Annotated in this window: 14 protein-coding genes and 2 pseudogenes; 7 read left to right on the top strand and 9 right to left on the bottom strand. The window is 66.2% G+C overall.

What is annotated here, in order from left to right; translation table 11 throughout:
* The first annotated feature begins 134 nt into the window (after nt 1-134).
* From kdpB to K309_RS0100860, 3 genes and pseudogenes are all read left to right on the top strand, one after another.
* Nucleotides 135-1,955 (top strand): potassium-transporting ATPase subunit KdpB, encoded by a 1,821-nt coding sequence (gene kdpB, locus K309_RS0100870; RefSeq protein ID WP_029044652.1) that lies wholly within the window; start codon nt 135-137, stop codon nt 1,953-1,955.
* 17 nt (nt 1,956-1,972) lie between these two features.
* Nucleotides 1,973-2,464, top strand: a pseudogene (gene kdpC, locus K309_RS35680) (potassium-transporting ATPase subunit KdpC); the annotation flags it as partial.
* 204 nt (nt 2,465-2,668) lie between these two features.
* Entirely contained in the window at nt 2,669-3,481 is an 813-nt protein-coding gene (locus K309_RS0100860) for an SDR family NAD(P)-dependent oxidoreductase (RefSeq protein WP_035876468.1), read from the top strand.
* A gap of 86 nt (nt 3,482-3,567) precedes the next feature.
* Here K309_RS0100860 and K309_RS0100855 read toward each other — a convergent pair whose 3' ends face one another.
* The 3 genes from K309_RS0100855 to K309_RS0100845 all read right to left on the bottom strand — a co-directional run bounded on the left by K309_RS0100855 (nt 3,568) and on the right by K309_RS0100845 (nt 6,607).
* Nucleotides 3,568-4,326 (bottom strand): SDR family NAD(P)-dependent oxidoreductase, encoded by a 759-nt coding sequence (locus K309_RS0100855; protein WP_029044650.1) that lies wholly within the window; start codon nt 4,324-4,326, stop codon nt 3,568-3,570.
* Nucleotides 4,327-4,514: 188 nt separating this feature from the next.
* Nucleotides 4,515-5,570: a beta-keto acid cleavage family enzyme gene (locus tag K309_RS0100850; protein ID WP_029044649.1), complete on the bottom strand. Its 1,056-nt coding sequence runs from the start codon at nt 5,568-5,570 to the stop codon at nt 4,515-4,517.
* 92 nt (nt 5,571-5,662) lie between these two features.
* Nucleotides 5,663-6,607 (bottom strand): hemerythrin domain-containing protein, encoded by a 945-nt coding sequence (locus tag K309_RS0100845; RefSeq protein ID WP_232232284.1) that lies wholly within the window; start codon nt 6,605-6,607, stop codon nt 5,663-5,665.
* A gap of 382 nt (nt 6,608-6,989) precedes the next feature.
* Between K309_RS0100845 and K309_RS0100840 the strand changes: the two genes are divergently transcribed.
* Nucleotides 6,990-9,689: a winged helix-turn-helix domain-containing protein gene (locus K309_RS0100840; RefSeq protein ID WP_029044647.1), complete on the top strand. Its 2,700-nt coding sequence runs from the start codon at nt 6,990-6,992 to the stop codon at nt 9,687-9,689.
* A gap of 162 nt (nt 9,690-9,851) precedes the next feature.
* Here K309_RS0100840 and K309_RS0100835 read toward each other — a convergent pair whose 3' ends face one another.
* The gene (locus K309_RS0100835; RefSeq protein WP_029044646.1) at nt 9,852-10,868 is read right to left on the bottom strand and encodes an AraC family transcriptional regulator; all 1,017 of its coding nucleotides are present in this window, start codon (nt 10,866-10,868) and stop codon (nt 9,852-9,854) included.
* 129 nt (nt 10,869-10,997) lie between these two features.
* Here K309_RS0100835 and K309_RS0100830 point away from each other — a divergent pair, with 129 nt between their 5' ends.
* From K309_RS0100830 to K309_RS0100820, 3 genes are all read left to right on the top strand, one after another.
* Nucleotides 10,998-11,846 (top strand): TauD/TfdA dioxygenase family protein, encoded by an 849-nt coding sequence (locus K309_RS0100830; RefSeq protein ID WP_029044645.1) that lies wholly within the window; start codon nt 10,998-11,000, stop codon nt 11,844-11,846.
* Nucleotides 11,847-11,920: 74 nt separating this feature from the next.
* Nucleotides 11,921-12,649 carry an SDR family NAD(P)-dependent oxidoreductase gene (locus K309_RS0100825; protein ID WP_029044644.1) on the top strand — a complete coding sequence of 243 codons (729 nt, stop codon included), beginning with the start codon at nt 11,921-11,923 and terminating at the stop codon, nt 12,647-12,649.
* A 72-nt stretch (nt 12,650-12,721) separates the two neighbouring features.
* A complete protein-coding gene (locus K309_RS0100820; protein ID WP_029044643.1) occupies nt 12,722-13,780 on the top strand; it encodes an AraC family transcriptional regulator in 1,059 nt (352 codons plus the stop codon).
* 77 nt (nt 13,781-13,857) lie between these two features.
* Here K309_RS0100820 and K309_RS39675 read toward each other — a convergent pair.
* The 5 genes and pseudogenes from K309_RS39675 to K309_RS0100795 form a co-directional block, all read right to left on the bottom strand.
* Nucleotides 13,858-14,067 (bottom strand): annotated as a pseudogene (locus tag K309_RS39675) (EthD family reductase); the annotation flags it as partial.
* Nucleotides 14,068-14,103: 36 nt separating this feature from the next.
* Nucleotides 14,104-14,964, bottom strand: coding sequence for an SDR family NAD(P)-dependent oxidoreductase (locus K309_RS0100810; protein ID WP_029044641.1), 861 nt, complete (start codon nt 14,962-14,964; stop codon nt 14,104-14,106).
* 44 nt (nt 14,965-15,008) lie between these two features.
* Entirely contained in the window at nt 15,009-16,028 is a 1,020-nt protein-coding gene (locus K309_RS0100805) for an NADP-dependent oxidoreductase (protein WP_029044640.1), read from the bottom strand.
* 76 nt (nt 16,029-16,104) lie between these two features.
* On the bottom strand, nt 16,105-17,352 hold the full coding sequence (locus K309_RS0100800; protein ID WP_029044639.1) for a serine hydrolase domain-containing protein: 1,248 nt from the start codon (nt 17,350-17,352) through the stop codon (nt 16,105-16,107).
* Nucleotides 17,353-17,632: 280 nt separating this feature from the next.
* Nucleotides 17,633-18,610 carry a tripartite tricarboxylate transporter substrate binding protein gene (locus tag K309_RS0100795; protein ID WP_029044638.1) on the bottom strand — a complete coding sequence of 326 codons (978 nt, stop codon included), beginning with the start codon at nt 18,608-18,610 and terminating at the stop codon, nt 17,633-17,635.
* Between the last annotated feature and the right edge of the window lie 235 nt (nt 18,611-18,845).

The raw sequence follows: 18,845 nt of genomic DNA, 5'->3' as shown, positions 1-18,845 counted from the left end.
ACGTTCGCGCCGCCTTTATACCCAGTTTTTACGCCCCTCTCGCTACCAAGAGATATCAAGCATTCCTGCGCGCCTGGCACCAGTACGGCCGGACAGGCTAGGTGGCGGCGCTTACGGAGGATTGCGGAGAAACCATGCAACACGATTCGATGGCCCCAACGGCCAAGGGTAAAGGCGAGGCGCGAGACACCGCCGCTTCCAGGGCTGCGCAAGCGCAGGAAGCGGCGGCCGCTGGCAAGCAGCACGCTCCCCATCACCACCATCATCATCCACATCGGCCGGCTTCGCGTAGCATAGATGGCGAGGTCATCGACGGCGGGGCTTCGGTCGATGAGAGCGCCATCACCGGCGAGTCGGCGCCGGTGATCCGCGAGTCCGGTGGCGACTTCTCGTCGGTGACCGGCGGCACGCGCGTGCTGTCCGACTGGATCGTGGTGCGCATCACCACCAATCCCGGCGAAAGCTTTATCGACCGCATGATCACGATGGTCGAAGGCGCCAAGCGTCAGAAGACGCCGAACGAGCTGGCCCTGACCATCCTGCTGGTCGGCCTGACGTTGGTGCTGCTGCTGGCCACGGCCCCGCTGCAACCATTCTCGCTCTATGCCGTGCTGGTGACCAAGGCCGGTGTTCCAGTGACGATCACCGTACTGGTGGCGCTGCTGGTGTGCCTGATACCCACGACCATCGGTGGCTTGCTGTCTGCCATCGGCGTCGCCGGCATGAGCCGGATGATGGAGGCGAACGTGATCGCGACCTCGGGCCGCGCGGTCGAGGCCGCCGGGGACGTTGACGTGCTGCTGCTCGACAAGACCGGCACCATTACCCATGGGAATCGCCAGGCTTCGCGCTTTATCCCGGCGCCGGGCGTGTCGCCGTTGCAGCTCGCGGAAGCGGCGTGGCTGTCGTCGCTGGCCGACGAAACGCCGGAAGGGCGCAGCATTATCACGCTGGCCCGCCGGTTACCCGGGCAGGCTGCGCCGTCGATGGCAAGCCTGAAGCCTGAATTCGTGCCGTTCAGCGCGCAGACGCGCATGAGCGGCGTGGATCTGCGCGATGGCGGCGGTGAGCGCCACGTGCGCAAGGGCGCCACCGATGCAGTGCGCCGGTACGTCACGGAACGGGCCGGCAAGTTCCCCGATGCGGTGTTGCAAGCCGTGGATGAGGTGGCCCGTGCCGGCAGCACGCCGCTGGTGGTTGCCGACGCCAGCGGCGATGCGGTACGCGTGCTGGGCGTGATCGAACTGAAAGACATCGTCAAGACCGGCATCCGCGAACGCTTTGGCGAGCTGCGCAAGATGGGCATCAGGACGGTGATGATCACCGGCGACAACCGCCTGACCGCGGCATCGATTGCCGCCGAAGCGGGCGTGGATGACTTCCTTGCCGAGGCGACGCCTGAAGCCAAGCTGAAGCTGATCCGGCAGTACCAGGCGGAAGGGCGCCTCGTCGCGATGACCGGGGATGGTACCAACGACGCGCTGGCGCAGGCCGACGTTGCCGTGGCGATGAACAGCGGCACGCAGGCTGCCAAAGAGGCCGGCAATATGGTCGACCTGGACAGCAATCCGACCAAGCTGATCGAAATCGTCGAGATCGGCAAGCAGATGCTGATGACGCGCGGATCGTTGACGACCTTCAGCGTCGCCAATGACATCGCCAAGTATTTTGCGATCATCCCGGCGGCCTTCGCCACCACGTATCCGCAGCTCAACCTGCTCAATGTCATGGGCCTGGCGACGCCGGCATCGGCCATCATGTCGGCAGTGATCTTTAACGCATTGATTATCGTCGTATTGATCCCCCTGGCGCTCAAGGGCGTCGTGTACCGCCCGCTAGGCGCAGCCGTGCTGCTGCGCCGCAACCTGCTGATCTATGGGCTCGGCGGCATCCTGGTGCCGTTCGCCGGGATCAAGCTGATCGACCTGGTCCTTGCCTTGTTCGGCTGGGTCTGATTCCTCCTGGAGCTCTCATGAATCCTCAAGCGCATTCTCCACAGCCGACTTCGGCGTCCCCGGCGCCGGTGCAGGGCGGGCCGGTCCGGCCGATGGCCGTGGTATTTGTCGCCTTGTCGCTGATTACGGGCCTGCTCTACCCGGGCGTGATCACCGGCATCGCGAAAGCCGTGTTCCCGCACCAGGCCGCCGGCTCGCTGATCGAGAATAAAGGCAAGATAATGGGATCCGAACTGATTGGCCAGCCGTTCTCAGACCCCAAATACTTCTGGGGCCGCTTGTCCGCGACGGCGCCGATGCCGTTCAACGCCTCGGCGTCGGCGGGGTCAAACCTCGGCCCCGGCAATCCCGCGCAGGCCGATGCTGCCCGCGCCCGCATTGAGGCGCTGCGTGCCGCCGAGCCGGATAACCAGGCCCCGGTGCCCGTGGACCTGGTCACGGCATCGGGCAGCGGCCTGGATCCGCATATCAGTCCGGCTGCCGCCGAATACCAGGCGGCGCGGGTAGCCTGACTGAGGTCGGATTGGGTTACCGCTTCGCGGGATAGGATCGGGAAGCGATGGATTGAGCTTCGTGATTTCCCTAGCCGCCCCGAAATGTCAATCTGATGCCCCGGATTGTCAAAACGCTCCGTGTTGTTGCTAGATACTTGCCGAGATCGGCCCAGAGGCCGACGGTATCGACATCCGACGCAAGATCGCAAGGAGATGACAATGGAGCTGAAGGACAAGGTTGCAATCATTACGGGCGGCGGACAGGGCGGCGGCGAGGGCATAGCGCGCGTGCTGGCGCGTGAAGGGGCCACGATCGCCGTGGTGGACATAAACCTTGACGCCGCCAGGCGCGTCGCGTCCAGCATCGATCCGGACGGCAAGCGTGCTATTGCCATCCGCGCCGACATCAGCAAGAAGGCCGACACGGAGGCGATGGCCCGCCAGACGCTGGAGGCGTTCGGCGCCATCGATATCCTGGTCAATAACGCGGGCGTCGGCGGCGCCTCCGCGCTGGTGTGCGACGTCACGGAAGAGAACTGGGACCGCGTGATGGGGGTGAACGCCAAGGGCATCCTGTTCTGCTGCCAGTCGGTCATCCCCGCCATGAAGGCGCAGGGAAAAGGCAAGATCGTCAATATTGACTCCATCGCCGGCATCCGCATGGCTTACTTCAGCAGCGTGGATTACACCGCGTCAAAGCATGCGGTCACGGGACTGACGCAGCACCTCGCATGGGAGTTGGCGGACCAGCGTATCAACGTCAATGCGGTGTGCCCCGGCGGCATCCTGACGCCAGCCATTGAAGCGTATGCAAGCCCGAAAGAGCGCGAGGCGCTGATCAGGCGGACGGTACCGCTGGGCAGGTTCTGCAAGCCGGAGGAGATCGGCGAAGCGGTATCCTTCCTTGCCAGCGACCGTGCAGACATGATCACAGGCCAGATGCTGGCGGTGGATGGCGGCACCCTCACCGGCTACGGCGAGGATCTGCGCGCGGTACTGCGCCAGCGGCTCCAGGAGGAACAGGGCCACTGACGTCAGCGCAACTGGCAGCCTGCCGGCCTGGCCCCATCTGAAGCGGGCCAGCACGGCGAGACTGCCGTCGGCAGTTCAGGGTTCGTTCAATAGTGGATGATGCCGGGGGTCCCGCCGCCGGCGGGGATGGCTTCGCCGTTGATTGCCACACTCAGTGGTGACGCAAGAAAGGTCACCACGCAGGCCACCTCGCTGGCGTCGACCATGCGGCCGAGGCTACTCCGGGCCGCCGCCCACGCCTCGGTTGCCGCGTCGGTCTTCTCGGTGCGGGTGGGTCCGGGATGGACTGCCGTGACATTGATGCCCTTGGGCCCGAGTTCATCAGCGAGGTTCTTGGTGATTGCCGCCACGCCGACGTTACGCAGCGTGGCGACGGGACGGCCCGTATGGTAGATCGCCAGGCCGCCGATATTGATGATGCGGCCCCAGCCATTTGCGGCCAGATGCGGAGCCAGCGCCCGTGCGGTGCGAAGATAGCCGATGACCTTGATGTCGATATCCTCGAGTGCCTGCGCATCGACGATCTGGTCCAGCTGTGTGGCCGGCGAGATGCCGCCTGGCAGAGCCGCGGCGTTGACCAGGATATCGATGCCACCCAGGGCTTCAATCGCTTGCTCCACCATGGCGTCGACAGAGGCCTTGTCGGCGGTGTCGACCGTCAGCGGCACAATGCGGCGGCCGGTCAGCGCCGCGAGCTCCGCGGCAGTCGCATCCAGCGCTTCTTTCCCGCGCGCGGCGAGCACGACATCCACCCCTTCCTGTGCTAGCTGCAGCGCAATCGCCTTGCCAATGCCGCGGCTGCCGCCGGTCACGATTGCACGCTTGCCTTTTAACTTCAGGTCCATGATCTCTCCGATTCCGGCAATGGGTTCGGGGCGATCGTGCCATGAACACGTCGCCCCGTGATCGTTATGCGTCAAGGCGTACAAGGCGGTGGTGCCCCGCGCGCCAGCATGCGCACCCGGTTTGTTGGGACAGGATAGCCGCCCGCCCTGGCCGCAGTCGAGCCGCTGCGTGCGGGCGGCCTTGCGCATCAGGCGGCGCGCAGCGGCAGGTTCCTGATGCCAGCCTGGCGGTTGGGCGCCATGCCGTGGGCGGCCAGCGTTTCTTCAACGCTGTCGTACCAGGTGCCGATGCGGTAGATCTCGCGCGCTTCCTTGCCCGAGGCAATCTCGCGGCCCAGTTCCCTGGCCACGCGCACGCATTGTTCGATCTGCTGCACCGAAGTCATGCGGTTGCCGTGCTGGTCGATGATGGTGTCTTCGATGCCGCAGCGCGGGTGCAGGCCCATCGCCATCGCCATCATGTTGAACGGCAGCACGTTCTTCAGCAGCGATTCCGCGGTCAGCGTGCAGCCATCCGGCGCGCGGTGGACGAAGTTGAAGAAGTTGAACGGGTTGGGGCCGTCGAAGCCGCCGCCGATGCCGATCCAGGTCAGGTTCAGCGGGCCCTTGTAGTGGCCGGCGCGCACCAGGCGATCGAGCGTTTCCATCGCATGGATGCCGGTGAGCTGGAAGTGCGGCTGGATACCGGCGTTGCTGAGGCGGCGCAGGTGTTCTTCGACCCAGCCCGGGCCGGCCGGCACGGTCATTTCGCGGTAGGCGGCCTGGTAGGCGGGCTGCTCGAGCGAGGTACCCTTCAGGTACTCGGGATAGAGCAGCTCCATGATGTTCATCTGCGTGGTGTTGATCGCCACCGTCACCTGGTCGGGCTTCGGGGTGAGCTCCGCGAGCATATGACGGGTGTCGTCGGACAGCCACTTGGCGGCTTCGCCTTCGTCTTCCGGCGCGAACGAGATCGAGCCGCCGACCTGGATGATCATGTCGGGCACGGCGGCGCGCACGCCGGCGATCAGCTCGTTGAACTTGGACAGGCGCTTGGAGCCCTTGCCGTCAAGTTCGCGCACATGCAGGTGCAGCACGGTGGCGCCGGCGTTGTAGCAATCCACTGCCTTCTGCACCTGCTCTGCCATGGTCACCGGGATGTCTTCCGGAAAGTCCTGCGGCATCCACTCAGGGCCATATGGGGCCACGGTGATCACCACTTTGTCCTGGTTCTCCGGGTGCAGGGAATCGTCGAGAAATTGCATGCTCATCCTCCTGATGATGAATTGCGCGTCCGTAGACGCCCGTTTGACAGCCTTGATCCAATGGCCAAGAGCCGATGCGCGTGGCCGCGCTTTCAAGTGACCCGCGTTGACTCGCTTTCCGCTTGCGCGCAAATGCGGGCAACGCAATCGGCATCCGGAAGGCCGGCGAGGTAGGCAAGCAGTGTGTCGAAGGGGCGATCCTCATGCCCACCGGGCGCGGTGCCGGTGTTCGCTGTACAGTACGCGGCGTTGAGCTTGTCCCAGTCCGCGTCAGTCAGGTAGCGCTGCGCCGCCGGAAGGATGACGCCTTCCTCGCGTCCCATGAGCGCCCAGACGAACTGCGCATACTGATCGACCCTGTCCAGCAGTTCGGCCAGCGGGCCGCCTGTCGCAAATCGCTCAACGGCTTCGGCGAGTGCGCCGACCCATTGCGCATCGCGTTCATGCTGGCGTTCCAGTTCGTCGAGTTCGGCGTCGGCCCTGGCGGTGCGCCGGCGCAGCCTGCCGTAGAGGCAGGCCTGCTTGCGCGGATGCTGGCGCGCGACCGGGAAGGTCTCGATAAACCGGATCATGCCCCGCATCACCGACACGTCCGCGGTAGCGCGCTGGTCGTTCGCGGCCATTAGCATGTCCAGCCAGGCGCGCAATATGGCACTGAGAGCGCGGTGCTCGTCACGGATGCCGCGGACGGCTGGCGCTGGCGTCATCGCCGCGGGATCCGGCATGGCGAATACGGGGATACCGGCCGCGAGCACCGCCTGGACGAGCGGTCTGGTCCTCGCTTTGCCGATGAAGACCAGGTCGCAACCGGCCTCGCGCGCTGCCGCGACAATGGCGGCTTCTACGCCGCCGCCGGGTGCGCCAGCCGATGCACATGGCACCCCTTGCGACCGAGCCACCGACTCGGCCTTTCCGAGCAGCTCGCGGCCGCGGCTCATATGGTCGCGCGGCACTGTAGCGAGGAGCGGCGTATAGGCGAACGTGATCCGTGCGCCCGCGATGCGTGCCAGCTCGATGGCCCCGATCACGGTGGCCATGGATGCATCCGTTTCGTCGAGAGGAACCAGCAGATGGCGGCAGGTGACGGCATCGGCATCGGAACAAGGGCGGCTCATGTCGGCACCCCGGCCAGTACACATTCCTGCTCCAGCGCGCACACGTCCATGCATTGCATCGAATACCTCGTGTTCCGTTTCGACCTGGACGCATGCTAGCCGCGGCACGCCTCATGCGCCCCCTCCTCGGCGGAGGGGGCGATTGCCAGCCAGGCCCGTCGTGTGCCTATAATCAGACACCATTTCGAGCCAGGCACGCCGCCCCCAATGGCAGGGCGAAGCCACGGACAATGCATTGCCACGCACGCAGCCCGGCATGCGCGTCCCGGCGAGCGTCGCATCCAAGCCAACAGGTACCTGCCAGATGACCTCCGTGAACCGCGGCTCGGGTGCCGCGTTTTCCGAGCTTGCGCTCAAGACCATGCCGCCGCGCGCGCCGCGGCACCTGCTTGCGCGCGTGCGCCTCAGCCTTGACAGCGAAGCGCTGCGCGACCGGCCCGCGGTTGTCGTGCAGGCACCGCCGGGCTTCGGCAAGACGCTGCTGCTTGCGCAATGGCGCCGCGAGTTCCTGGCGCGCGGCACGGCCGTTGCCTGGATTTCCGCGGACACCCACGACGATCCACTGCATTTCCTGCAGTGCCTTGTGCTCGCTGTCCGCGCAGGTTGCGCGCGGCCCGGCTTTGGCCGCACCCTTCTCGAAGGCGCGGCCGCAGCGCCGGGCAGTACCGAAGGGCTCACGGCCTGGCTTGCCGAGGTGGCCCAGACGTCGCTGGATCTCGTGCTGATCGTCGACGAAGCCGAACGCCTCTCGCAGGACGGATTTGCCGCACTGCTTTACCTGCTGCACAATGCGCCGCCCAATCTGCGCATCGTGGTCGCGGCGCGCGGCGGGTTCGACACGGCCGTCGTTGACCTGACGGCGTACGGCCAATGCACCGGCATCGGCGCGGAAGCGCTGCGTTTCCGCTTCGATGAAACCATGACCCTCGTGCGCAGCCGCTTCGGCGACCGGGTCGATGCCGACAGTTGCGCGCGCCTGCATGAGCTGACCGACGGATGGCCGCTTGGCCTGCAACTCCTCCTGGCCGCAATGGAGCGCGGCGCAGATCCGCGCAGCGTCGTGGATGCCATGGCAGCCCGCCCGGCCGATGAAGGCGAGCACCTGGTCGGTGGCCTGATCGCCAAGCTCACGCCCGACGACGTCAGCTTTCTGACGCGCATCGCCGTCGCGGATCACGTTCATCCGGACCTGTGCCGTGCGCTGACAGGCGCCGGGCAGGCTCCGGAGCAGCTGGCGCGGCTGATCCGCGAGACACCGATCTTCGTGTCCGGGGACGACAGCGACTGGTGCCGGCTGCACGCGCTTGCGCACAGTGCCCTGCAGGCTCGCCTGGCCGAATTGCCACTCGCGGAGCAGACCGAACTGCATATGCGGGCGTTGCGCTGGCTCGCCGCGCGCGGCATCACCGAGGAAGCTGCGCGTCACGCACACGCGGCGGGCCAACATGCGCTTGCCTACGAGCTGGCAGGACGCTCGCTATATGACGCCGTGATGCAGGGGCGGCTGGGTACCGTGCTCGAATGGCTGGAACGCCTGCCGGATGCGGAACTGGACCGCTACCCGGGCCTGCGCCTGGCCGCTGCCTGGGTGCTCGCGCTGGGCGAGCGCCATGCGGAGGCCGAGTCGCTGGTAGCGCGCATGCTTGACGGGGCAGGCGACGATACCGTCCTGCGCTATGAATGCGCGCTGATCCTGAGCATCGCGGCCTACTACGCCGACCAGCCAGACCGTTGCCTTGCGCTGCTGGAGCCATGGCTCCAGCCACCCGCCGCGCGCGACCCGCGCCTCGCCCAGATGCATGCCAATCGCCTGGCAATGGCGGCGATCCTGCAAGGGCAGACAGGGAATGCGCGACGCCATCTGCAGCTCGCGCCCCGCGGCGACCTGGGCGAGGGGCATCGCTACGCGGCGCGCTGGGGAGAGTTCGTGACCGGGCTGAGCTACCTGCGCGAAGGGCAGGTGATGTTGAGCGAAGCCATCCTGCGGCCCGCCCTGGCAAGCGCGGAAGCCGATCTCGGCCGCCGCCATCCGCTCGCCTGCATGCTCGCGTCGCTGCTGGCCGCGGCGGTCTACGAGTGCGACCGGGTCGAGGAGGCGGCAGCGCTGCTCGCCAACCGGCTCGACGTGCTGGAGCGGGCCGGCACGGCCGAGACGTCGCTGCTGGCCTATCTGAGCGCTGCGCGCGTGGCAGCCGTGCAGGGCGTCGAGCACCGCGCACTCGACCTGCTCGAAGCGTTGTACGCGGTGGGCGCCGCGCGCGGGATGCCGCGGCTTTGCATTGCGAGCCTGGCGGACCAGGTGCGGATGCATGCCGGGCGCTTCCGTGCCGAGACATGCCGGGCCCTGATCGTCCGCCTTGACGAACTGGTCGCCGGGGCCGAGGCGGGCCACGGCCCGCTGTGGCGCCGCGATGTGGCGCTGATGCAAGCCATGGCACACGCCAACGCGGCGATCGCCGCGCAGGACTGGCCGTCTGCGCTGGATGCGCTGCACCGCGCGGCGCCTGCGACCCAGGCCATGAAGCTCGGGCGCAAGCGTATCGAGATCATGGCGCTGGAGGCGTTCGTGCGCCATCGCGGCGGCGAGGACAGCCGCCGGCTCATGCAGGAAGCCATGAACCTCGCGCAGACCTATGGCCTGGCCCGCACCTTCGCCGACGCGCATCCGGCGCTGGCCGACTGGACCAGGCGCTTGATGGAGGAGGGGGCCGCGGAATCAGGCGCCGGCCAGCCGCTGCCGGCGGCGCGCGTGCCGCGCCGCGCCGAACGCCCGGCGACGGAGCCGCGTGCCGTGGCCAGCACGGTGCTGACCCCCAAGGAACGCGAGGTTCTTGAGCTGCTGGCGCGCAATCTCTCCAACAAGGAGATCGCGCAGGCCATCGGCGTGGGCGAGGTCACGGCAAAGTGGCATGTGAAGAACCTGTTCGGCAAGCTCAGCGCCGGCTCGCGCAAGCACGCCGTGCGGCGCGCCCAGTTGCTGGGGCTGCTGGAGGGTCTCGGGTAGTCCCGCCCTTTCGTGTGCGTTTTGCCTCCTCCTTCGCGCAGGGGGCGCCTGGCCGCCTTCTCCGGATGATCGGAAAGTCCCAACCACGGTGCGCCAACCGGACCCGACACGTGTCCATGACACCGAAACGCAGACTCTATAGCGGCCCGTGACGCGCGGCGCCTAGCGCGTACTTTCCAGCGCCGCTTGCTGACGCCGCCACGCCGACACGCTGCAGCCGAAGCGGGTGGAGAACCACCGGGAAAAGGCACTGAGCGAGGAAAACCCCACCAGGATCGCAACGTCCGATAACGCTCGTTCGTTGTTCTTCAGGTATCTCGTGACAAGGTCGACCCTGACGGCATCGACGACTGACATGTAGTTCTGTCCGTAGCCAGCCAGGTGGCGATGCATCGTCTTGCGGTCGATGCCAAGCTGCCGGGCCACCTGTTCGGCCCCGCATTCGCCGGTGGGCAGCAGCGCGAATACCAGCTTCCGCACTTTGTCCGGCATGGTGGAATCGGATTGCGCCAGCTTGGTATCCAGGAATTCGCGCGCATGGCGGCCCAGCGCCGCATCCGACGTCGCGCCGGCCACGTCGAGATCCGCGGCGGGCAGCAGGATGCCATCGAAATCCTGGCGGAATCGCACCGGCACACCGAACAGGCGCCGATGCGTGGCAAGGCTGGCTGGCGCGGCGTGGGTGAAGCAGACGCTGCGCGGTCTCCATGCCGTCCCCGCGAGCAGCTTGAACAACCGGAACCAGAGGCAGATGACGAACTCCGTCGATTGCCGCATGGAGCTTTCCCGGGACACCAGGAATTCAAGCCTGACAACCGCGGTGTCCCCGACCTCCTCGATGCGCAAATCGAGCGCTTCATTGAGCAAATGCAGATAGCGCGCCATCGCACCCAGTGCGTTGCGCAGGGTGGCGCCCTCGCGCATCACCACCCACAAGGGCCCCAGCGTTGTCAGTTGCCGGGCTTCCGCCACGCGTAGCCCAAGGTCTTCCAGGCCGGCCAGCTGTGCCGAATCCTCCAGCAGTTGCATGACCGACTTCGCGGGCACCCGCATTTCCGGGTCCACCAGGGCAGTCGGGCTGATACCCGCCTGCCGCAGTTGCCGGTAGGGATCCAGGCCGAGCTGGCGGGCTACGTCGACAAACTCGGTGAGGTTCACCTGTTGCAGCAGCGTAGACATAGGAGTTCCCCCAGGTGCCCCAAAATGTAAAGTCGCTGCCCCGGAATGTCAACGCATCGCGCGGCGGTTCTTCAATACTTGCATCGACCCTCCTGCTTCGACCTCTACCTACAATCTCTTGGAGTCGCAATGCGAGTCGAGCCACTTACCTGTTCCATTGGAGCCGAACTGGTCGGCGTCAGCCTCGCCGATGCGATCCACGATGACGGCGTCTTCGCCGGCATCCGTGAAGCACTGCTCAGGCACCGTGTCCTGTTCCTGCGCGGCCAGGACATCACAGCCGGCGAGCACGTCGCCTTTGCGCGCCGCTTTGGCGAACTCGAAGACCATCCGGTGGCGGGCAGCGATCCTGAGCATCCGGGGCTGGTCCGTATCTACAAGAGTCCCGACGAGCCCACTCCGCGTTACGAGAATTCCTGGCACACGGATGCCACCTGGCGCGAGGCCCCGCCGCTTGCCAGCATCCTGCGTTGCCGGGAATGCCCGCCTGTCGGCGGCGACACCATGTGGGCCAATATGGTGCTCGCTTACGAGAATCTGCCGCAACAAATCAAGGACCAGATCGCTGACCTGCGCGCACGCCACAGCATCGAGGCAAGTTTCGGCGCGGCGATGCCGATCGAAAAGCGCCACGCGCTGAAGGCGCAGTTCCCGGACGCCGAGCATCCCGTCGTCCGGACGCATCCGGAGACTGGCGAGAAGGTGCTGTTCGTGAACGGCTTCACCACCCACTTTACGAATTTCCATACGCCCGGGCGCGTGCGCTTCGGGCAGGACTTCAACCCGGGCGCATGTGACCTGCTGCGCTTCCTGATCACGCAAGCCTGCATTCCCGAGTACCAGGTGCGCTGGCGCTGGAGCCCGAACAGCGTGGCGATCTGGGACAACCGCTCTACCCAGCATTACGCGGTCATGGACTACCCGCCATGTCATCGCCGGATGGACCGGGCCACGGTGATCGGGGACCGCCCGTTCTGAGCGACACGCCCGGGCACTGCGTCCTGCTTCCTTCCACCCCCGTTGCAACCCAAAGCGAGACTGAGAGACTGACAATGAGCCAGATCGACCCCAACCTGCTCAAGGACAAGGTAGCCGTGATCACCGGCGCGGGCCGCGGCATCGGCCGCGCCATTGCAATGGCCTATGCCAGCGCCGGTGCCGCGGTGGTATGCAGCGCCCGCAGCGAGGCCGACATTGCGCGGACAGCCGCGCTGATTCGTGAAGCGGGTGGCCGGGCCATTGCCCGGACCGCCGACGTGGCGGACTACGAGACCGTCGCGACGCTGTTCCAGCGCGCCAGCGATACCTTCGGCGGTGTCGATATCGTGGTGGCCAATGCCGGTGTCGCGCTCGAGCAGCGCAGGATCGCTGACGGCGATCCCGCGCTCTGGCGCAAGACCATCGATATCAACCTGACCGGTGCCTACCACACCGCCCATGCCGCCATTCCCCATCTGCGCCGCCGCGGGGCCGGCAAGATAATCATGATCGGTTCGGGCCAGCGCAAGCGGCCTGCCGCGGGCTTTTCTGCCTACTCGTGCTCGAAGAGCGGCCTGTGGATGCTGACCCAGTCGCTGGCGACGGAACTGCAGGAGGACAGCATCAGCGTCAATGAGCTGATACCGGGGCCGGTCAGGACGGACATGACGCGCGATGTTCCGGTGCCGCCCGGCGAATGGTTCAAGGATCCCGCGGACGTTGTCCCGCTTGCCCTGTTCCTGGCCGGCATGCCCGATTTCGGACCCAGCGCGCAGAGCTACAGCCTGATGCGCCGCGCCTGACGCCAGACGACAACCCGACCGACAACCGAAGGCTGCAACGGCCTTGCAGCCGCAGCCCGTGCAAGGAGGCCCATGAGCCGTTTAGTCCGCAGCGCCACGCTGTCGCGCTACACCGAGGTGGCCCGCTCGGTTGGGCTGGATCCGCTGCGGATCCTGGCAGAGGTCGGGCTGCCCGGGACCTGCCTGGACGCCGGCGACAACCTGGTCTCCGCCAGCGCAGTCTGCCGGCTGCTCGAAATGTCCGCGGCAGCCTCCGATGCCGAAGACTTCGGCCTGCGCCTCGGGGAAGGCCGTCAACTTTCGGCGCTCGGGCCTCTCGGCATGGCTGTTCGAGATTCACGGACGCTGCGCGATGCGCTTGGTGCGATGGCGCGCTACATCACGCTGCACAGCGAGGCACTGTTCCTCGGCGTGGAAGAACGGGAGGGCGCTCTTGTCATCCGCTTGTCCCTGATGGTCGAGCATTCCGGTTCGACACGCCAGGCCGACGAAATGGTGCTGGTCTCGGTTTACCGAATGCTGCAGGAACTGATGGGCCCAGGCTGGCGTGCGCGGCGCATCTGCCTTTCGTACAGGGCGCCAAGGAACCTGGCATCCCACTTGCGCGTGTTTGGCCGACCCGTCGAATTCGGTTGCGACTTCAACGGTATTGTCTGCGAGCTGAAGGACATGGAGGCAGTGCTGCCCGCCGCGCGCCCGGAACTGGCGCGGTATGCGCATGCGTACCTGGACTCGCTGGCCGCGCGTGCGACCATGTCCATGAGCGAGAAAGTCCGGCGGATGGTGCTGTCCTTGCTCTCTTCGGGAACCTGCAGCGTGGAACGTGTCGCCAGCCAGCTTGGCGTCGACCGGCGCACGGTCCACCGCAAGCTGCTGCAGGAAGGCTCGACATTCAGCAGCATTCTCGATGAGGTCCGTGCCTCGCTGGCGGTGCAGTATCTCGGGCATTTGGAACGCCCGGTCAGCTACGTTGCCGTGTTGCTCGGATTCTCGATGCAGAGCGCGTTCTCGCGCTGGTTCCGCGGCCGTTTTGGCTGCAGCCCCAGTGCATGGCGCAGCGATGGCGCGCAGTCGGCCGGGCCCCTTCCACGGCAACAGCTGGTGGCGGCGAGCCCGGAGCAGCGCGTGTAGAACGGCATCGCTCCGACGTGATCCGTAATCTGCAGACGCACGCAGTGGCCGGGATCAACGAGGTTGCCCGCGCCTGCCAGCGCCGAACGGACATAGTCCGCGCAATGCAGGAGCGCATCGAGCGCCGCGGCATCGTCGACCCAGATCTCGTCCACGGTATCGTAGCGCGCAGCCTGACCGGGGGCCGCGCGGACGGTGCTGTGGACGTAGCGCCGCACACCGGGCAGGCCCTCCACCAGCGGCGCATGCACGTCGCGCCAGTAACGCAGGTACTCCTGGCGGTCCATGCCGGGGGCGCCGCACGCTCAGGAAGATGAGATGGATCATGTCGTGGGCACTCCGGCGGTGACGCTGGGCGCGCGTTCCAGTGCATCGAGAATCCGCGTGAATCGCGCCTCAAGGCGCGGCCGCATGCGCGTTGGCGTGAAGATGTAGAACTCGCCTGTCAGAATCGCCTCCAGCGTGTGACTGGCCACCAGCTGCGGCGCCGTGCCGGCGGCAACAGCGGCCCTGAACGATTCGCCGGCATGGTTCGAGCGTTCGGCGATCGGAGTCTTCACTGGACCAGGACAAAGCACGGATACGCCAATGCCGGTGCCGCGAAGCTCCTGCTCGAGTGCCTCGGAGAGGGCCACGACGCTGTATTTCGTGGCCGCGTAGGCGCCCATGGGAAAGTCGCCGTTCACCCAGAAGCCCGCGCCTGACGCCGTGCTGACGAAATGCGCGGGCTCGCCGTGCCGGCGCAGCAGCGGCAGGAAATGACGGATGCCGTGAATCACGCCGAACACATTGACGCCGAACGCGCGGGTCCAGTCCTGCTCGGACAGCGACGACAGTTCGCCGCTCATATCGATGCCGGCATTGTTGAAGACCAGATGGATGCGTCCCAGCTTCGCTTCGAACTCCTCCGCCGCATCGCGCACGTCCGCATCGGAGGAAACATCCAGTACGCGCGTGCAGATGCGCCTGCCGGTCGGTGCAAGGCGCGCGCGTGCGGCGTCCAGCCCGTGCGCGTCGATGTCGGCCAGCGCAAGGTCGGCACCGCGCGCCGCCAGTGCCTGGGCCAGTTCGAGGCCGATGCCGGACGCGGCGCCGGTGATGATTGCCGCCTTGCCCTGAAAGTCCAGAAGGCGGGGTCGGGCGTCCGGCCGGGAATCGTTGCTGTCTATGTCTGGATGAATCATGGATATTGGCGGTTAAGTGGTGCGGGGCTGCGCGGCTGCGGCCCTCAGTGGATTGCAGGTTCCGGAGCAAGGCGGACGAGCTGCTTGCCGATGTTCTTGCCGGTAAACAGGCGGTTCAGGGCGGCGGGCGCCTGCTCGATGCCGTCAACGATGTCGACCCGGTACCTGAGCTGGCCGTCCCTGACCCATTTCGCCATGACTTCCACGGCTTCGTGGAACCGCGAACGGTAGTCGGCAATGAGGAAACCCTCGATGCGGGCGCGTTTCATGATGACGTTGCGGAACATCTTCGGGCTCCACCAGTCACCGCTCGCGTTGTAAGTCGATATCATTCCGCAAAGGGCAATACGGGCGCCCGGGTTGATCAGCGCGAGCACGGCATCCATGGTGTCGCCGCCCACGTTCTCGAAATCGACGTCGATGCCGTCCGGGCAGGCGGCGCGAAGATCGGCAAGCACGTTGCCTGCCTTGTAGTCGACACAGGCATCCAGGCCAAACTCTTCCCTGACGAGCCGGCATTTGCCCTGGCCGCCCGCAACGCCGACCACCCGGCAGCCGAGTATCTTGCCGATCTGGCCGGCGATCGAGCCGACGCCGCCTGCGGCGGCAGAGACCACAATGGTTTCGCCAGCCTTGGGCCTGGCAATGTCGAGCATGCCGAAATAGGCGGTCATGCCGGAGTTGCCCAGCACGCTCGCAAAGGCATGCAGGGGCAGGCCGTGCTCCACCGGGACGCGCCTGGCAGTCTTCGTGACCGAATACTCTTCCCAGGCCATGCCGCCCTCGACAATGTCGCCTGGCCTGAAGTCCGGATGGTGGGACTCGATGACCACCCCCATGGTGACCCCGCGCATGACTTCGCCAAGTGCCACCGGTGCCATGTACTGGTCGATCTCGCTCATCCAGACGCGGTTGGTCGGCGCCACCATGAGATAGATATTACGCACCAGCATTTCGCCGTCCTCCGGCCGTGGCATCGGTGCTTCGACGAGCTGCAGGTCGTTGTCGCCGATATCGCCGACGGGGCGCTGCCTGAGGATCCAGCGCCGGTTCATTGTCTTCATGCTTTCTCCTCCAAAATTCGTGACTGGCGCCGAGTGCGCGGGCCGCGCCGCCGGTCGCCACAAATCGCTCGCCGGTTCAGTCTTCCAGCGCGCCATAAACGACGTTGCGCAACAGGGACCGGTACCCGGCGCGCGTCGCCAGGTCGTTCTCCTGGAGCATCAGGATGGCGACCAGCTGTTCCTGCGGATCTGCCCAGAAATAGGTCCCGAGCGCGCCGCCCCAGTAGAAATCGCCGATGGAACCGGGCACCGGGCTCAAGCCCTGCGCAGTGCGCACGCCCACGGCGAGGCCATGGCCCTGGCCGAGATCGGGCAATGGCGCGTTGATGCCGAGCCCGGTTGTCGAACCGCCATAGCGCGTGCCCCGCGGCAGATGGTTGCCAAGCATCAGTTCGATGGTCTTGCGCGAGAGCACGCGCACGCCATCGAGCACGCCTCCATCGAGCAGCATCTGGCAGAAGCGCGCGTAGTCGCCGGCCGTGGACAGCAGGCCGGCGCCACCGGAATGCCAGCGAGGCGGGTTGTGCTCGTCGTAGTCGAACAGGGCGGAGGACTTGCCGGATGCGCCGGCTGGCAGCGCCAGGCCCGCGCCGTCCTGCCTGATCAGCCCGAAGCCCGTTGCATGCATGCGCAGCGGCTGCGTTACACGCTCCGCGACGAACCGAGCGAGGTCCATGCCCGAGACAATCTCGATGATGCGGCCAAGCACGTCGGTGGACATGCCATATTCGAACACCTCGCCCGGCTGGCATTGCAGCGGGATGGCCGCCAGCTTCGCGATCATCTCGGCATTGGTCTGTCGGGGATCCATCAGGCCGCATTCGCGATACTGGCGCTGCACCAGCGAGTCGCCGAACTGCCCGTATGTCAGCCCGGACGTGTGCCGGAACAGGTCGTGAACGGTCATGGCGCGGCGCACGGGCTCGAGCGCAAGGCGGCGCTCGCCGGTATTCGCGTCGACTGACTCGACGCCGACCTGGAGGCGGGCGAACTCGGGGATGTAGCGTTCGACGGGGTCGCTCAGGGCCAGTCGGCCTTCTTCCATCAATGTCAGCGCTGCCACGCCGACGATGGGCCGGGTCATCGCGGCAATGCGGAAGACCGAATGGCGTTGCATCGGACGCGACGGGGTATCCGCATGCTCGAAGCCGAACGCCTCGAACCAGCCGATCCGGCCCTTGCGCGCAACCAGCACGACCGCGCCCGGGATCTTGCGCCGGTCGACATCGGCATGGATCACCGCCGAGAGCGACTGCAGCCGCCGCGCGGACAGTCCCACCCCTTCAGGGGTATCAGCATGTTCGAGGGCACGGGTGAGAGGCAATGCAGGCTCCTGCAAGTTTCGGCGGATCGAGGGTTCGGCGCGGTGCGCTGTGCCGGTGAGGTATGTGTGCCGATTCTAGGCAGGCGGTCGGCTTGGCGATTGATGGTAGGGGTCTTTCTCGTGACCGCCGGGGACATTGCGTCAGCGGGTGGCGACGGGAATCGGGGAGGAGGGGAGCAACCAGCGAAGGTTGGATGATCGCGGCCGATCGTCGCGATGGCCGCGAAGGAGCGAGCTCCGGCGGGAAGGCAGCAGCCAACGCCGCCGGAGCCGCGGACCGTCAGGGCTGGATGCTATAGGCCTTCACGATGGCGGCATTGCGATCGTATTCGGCGCGCAAGGCCTGGCCAAGCTGGGCAGGGGCTTGCGCCGGTACTGTCTCGAAGCCGAGCCCGAGGATACGTTCCTGCACCTTGGGCGTCGAGGCCGCCTTGTAGACGGCCGCCTGGATCTTCTGGACCACGTCTGCCGGCACCTTGGACGAGACGAACACGCCCGCCCAGTTGTTGAAGTCAATGTCCGGATAGCCCAGCTCGGCAAAGGTCGGAACCTGCGGCAGCAGCGGCGAACGCTGTTTCGCGGCCAGGGCATAGGCCTGCAGCTTGCCGGCCTTGATCATCGGCAGCGAGGTCACCATGCCGTCATACATCACGGCGATCTGTCCGCCCATGACCTGTGTCAGCGCCGGCGGAGAGCCGGCGAAAGGCACGTGCTGCAGATCCATGCCGGCTTTCTGGTTCATGATCAGGCCGGCATAGTGGGCGACCGTGCCCGCGCTGTAGGAAGCAAAACTGAGCTGCCCCGAATGGGCCTTCACATAGCTCACCAGGCTCGGCAGGTCCTTGGCCGGCAGGCTCGTCGACCCGACCAGCACGAGGGTCGACCTGGCCACCGCGGCCACGGGCTTCACATCCTTCATCGGATCGAAGGAGACCTTCACTACATGCGGGATCTCCGTGAGCACATTGGTGGTTGACACCAGGATGGTCTGCCCGTCGGCCGGCGCCGCCAGCATCGTGTTGATCGCAATGCTGCCGCCGGCGCCCGGCTTGTTATCGACCACCACGGGCTGGCCCAGTTCGGCGGTGAGCGCTTCGGACAGCACGCGTGCCAGCACATCCATGGTGCCGCCGGCAGGCGCAGGGATCAGTACCCGGACCGGCTTGCTGGTCCATGCCATGGCGACGGGCATGGACAGGGCCAGGACAGCGCACACAGCGGCGCGGCGCATGCAGGTCAGGGCAGGGCGGATTGGCATAAGTGTCTCCCCGTTATAAGTGTGGGCTGGAAATGGGTGCCATTGACGACGGAAGTCGTGGCAGAAGTATGGGCGGTCGAGGCAAAGCGCTTTAACATTCGGGGGCAAAAATTTGACATTTCGGGACAGTTAGGGAAAGCCCAATGTGGGCGGGCCTTGTGCTTGGCTGGCGCCGGCGGCGGCCTTCTTCGTATCTCACTGGAAGCAGCCCAAAAAAGAAAAAGCGCCCCGGAAT

The organism is Cupriavidus phytohabitans, from assembly GCF_000426345.1.
Classification (GTDB): domain Bacteria; phylum Pseudomonadota; class Gammaproteobacteria; order Burkholderiales; family Burkholderiaceae; genus Cupriavidus.
Note: the sequence above shows the minus strand (reverse complement) of the source record. Positions and strands in the feature narration are given on the sequence as shown.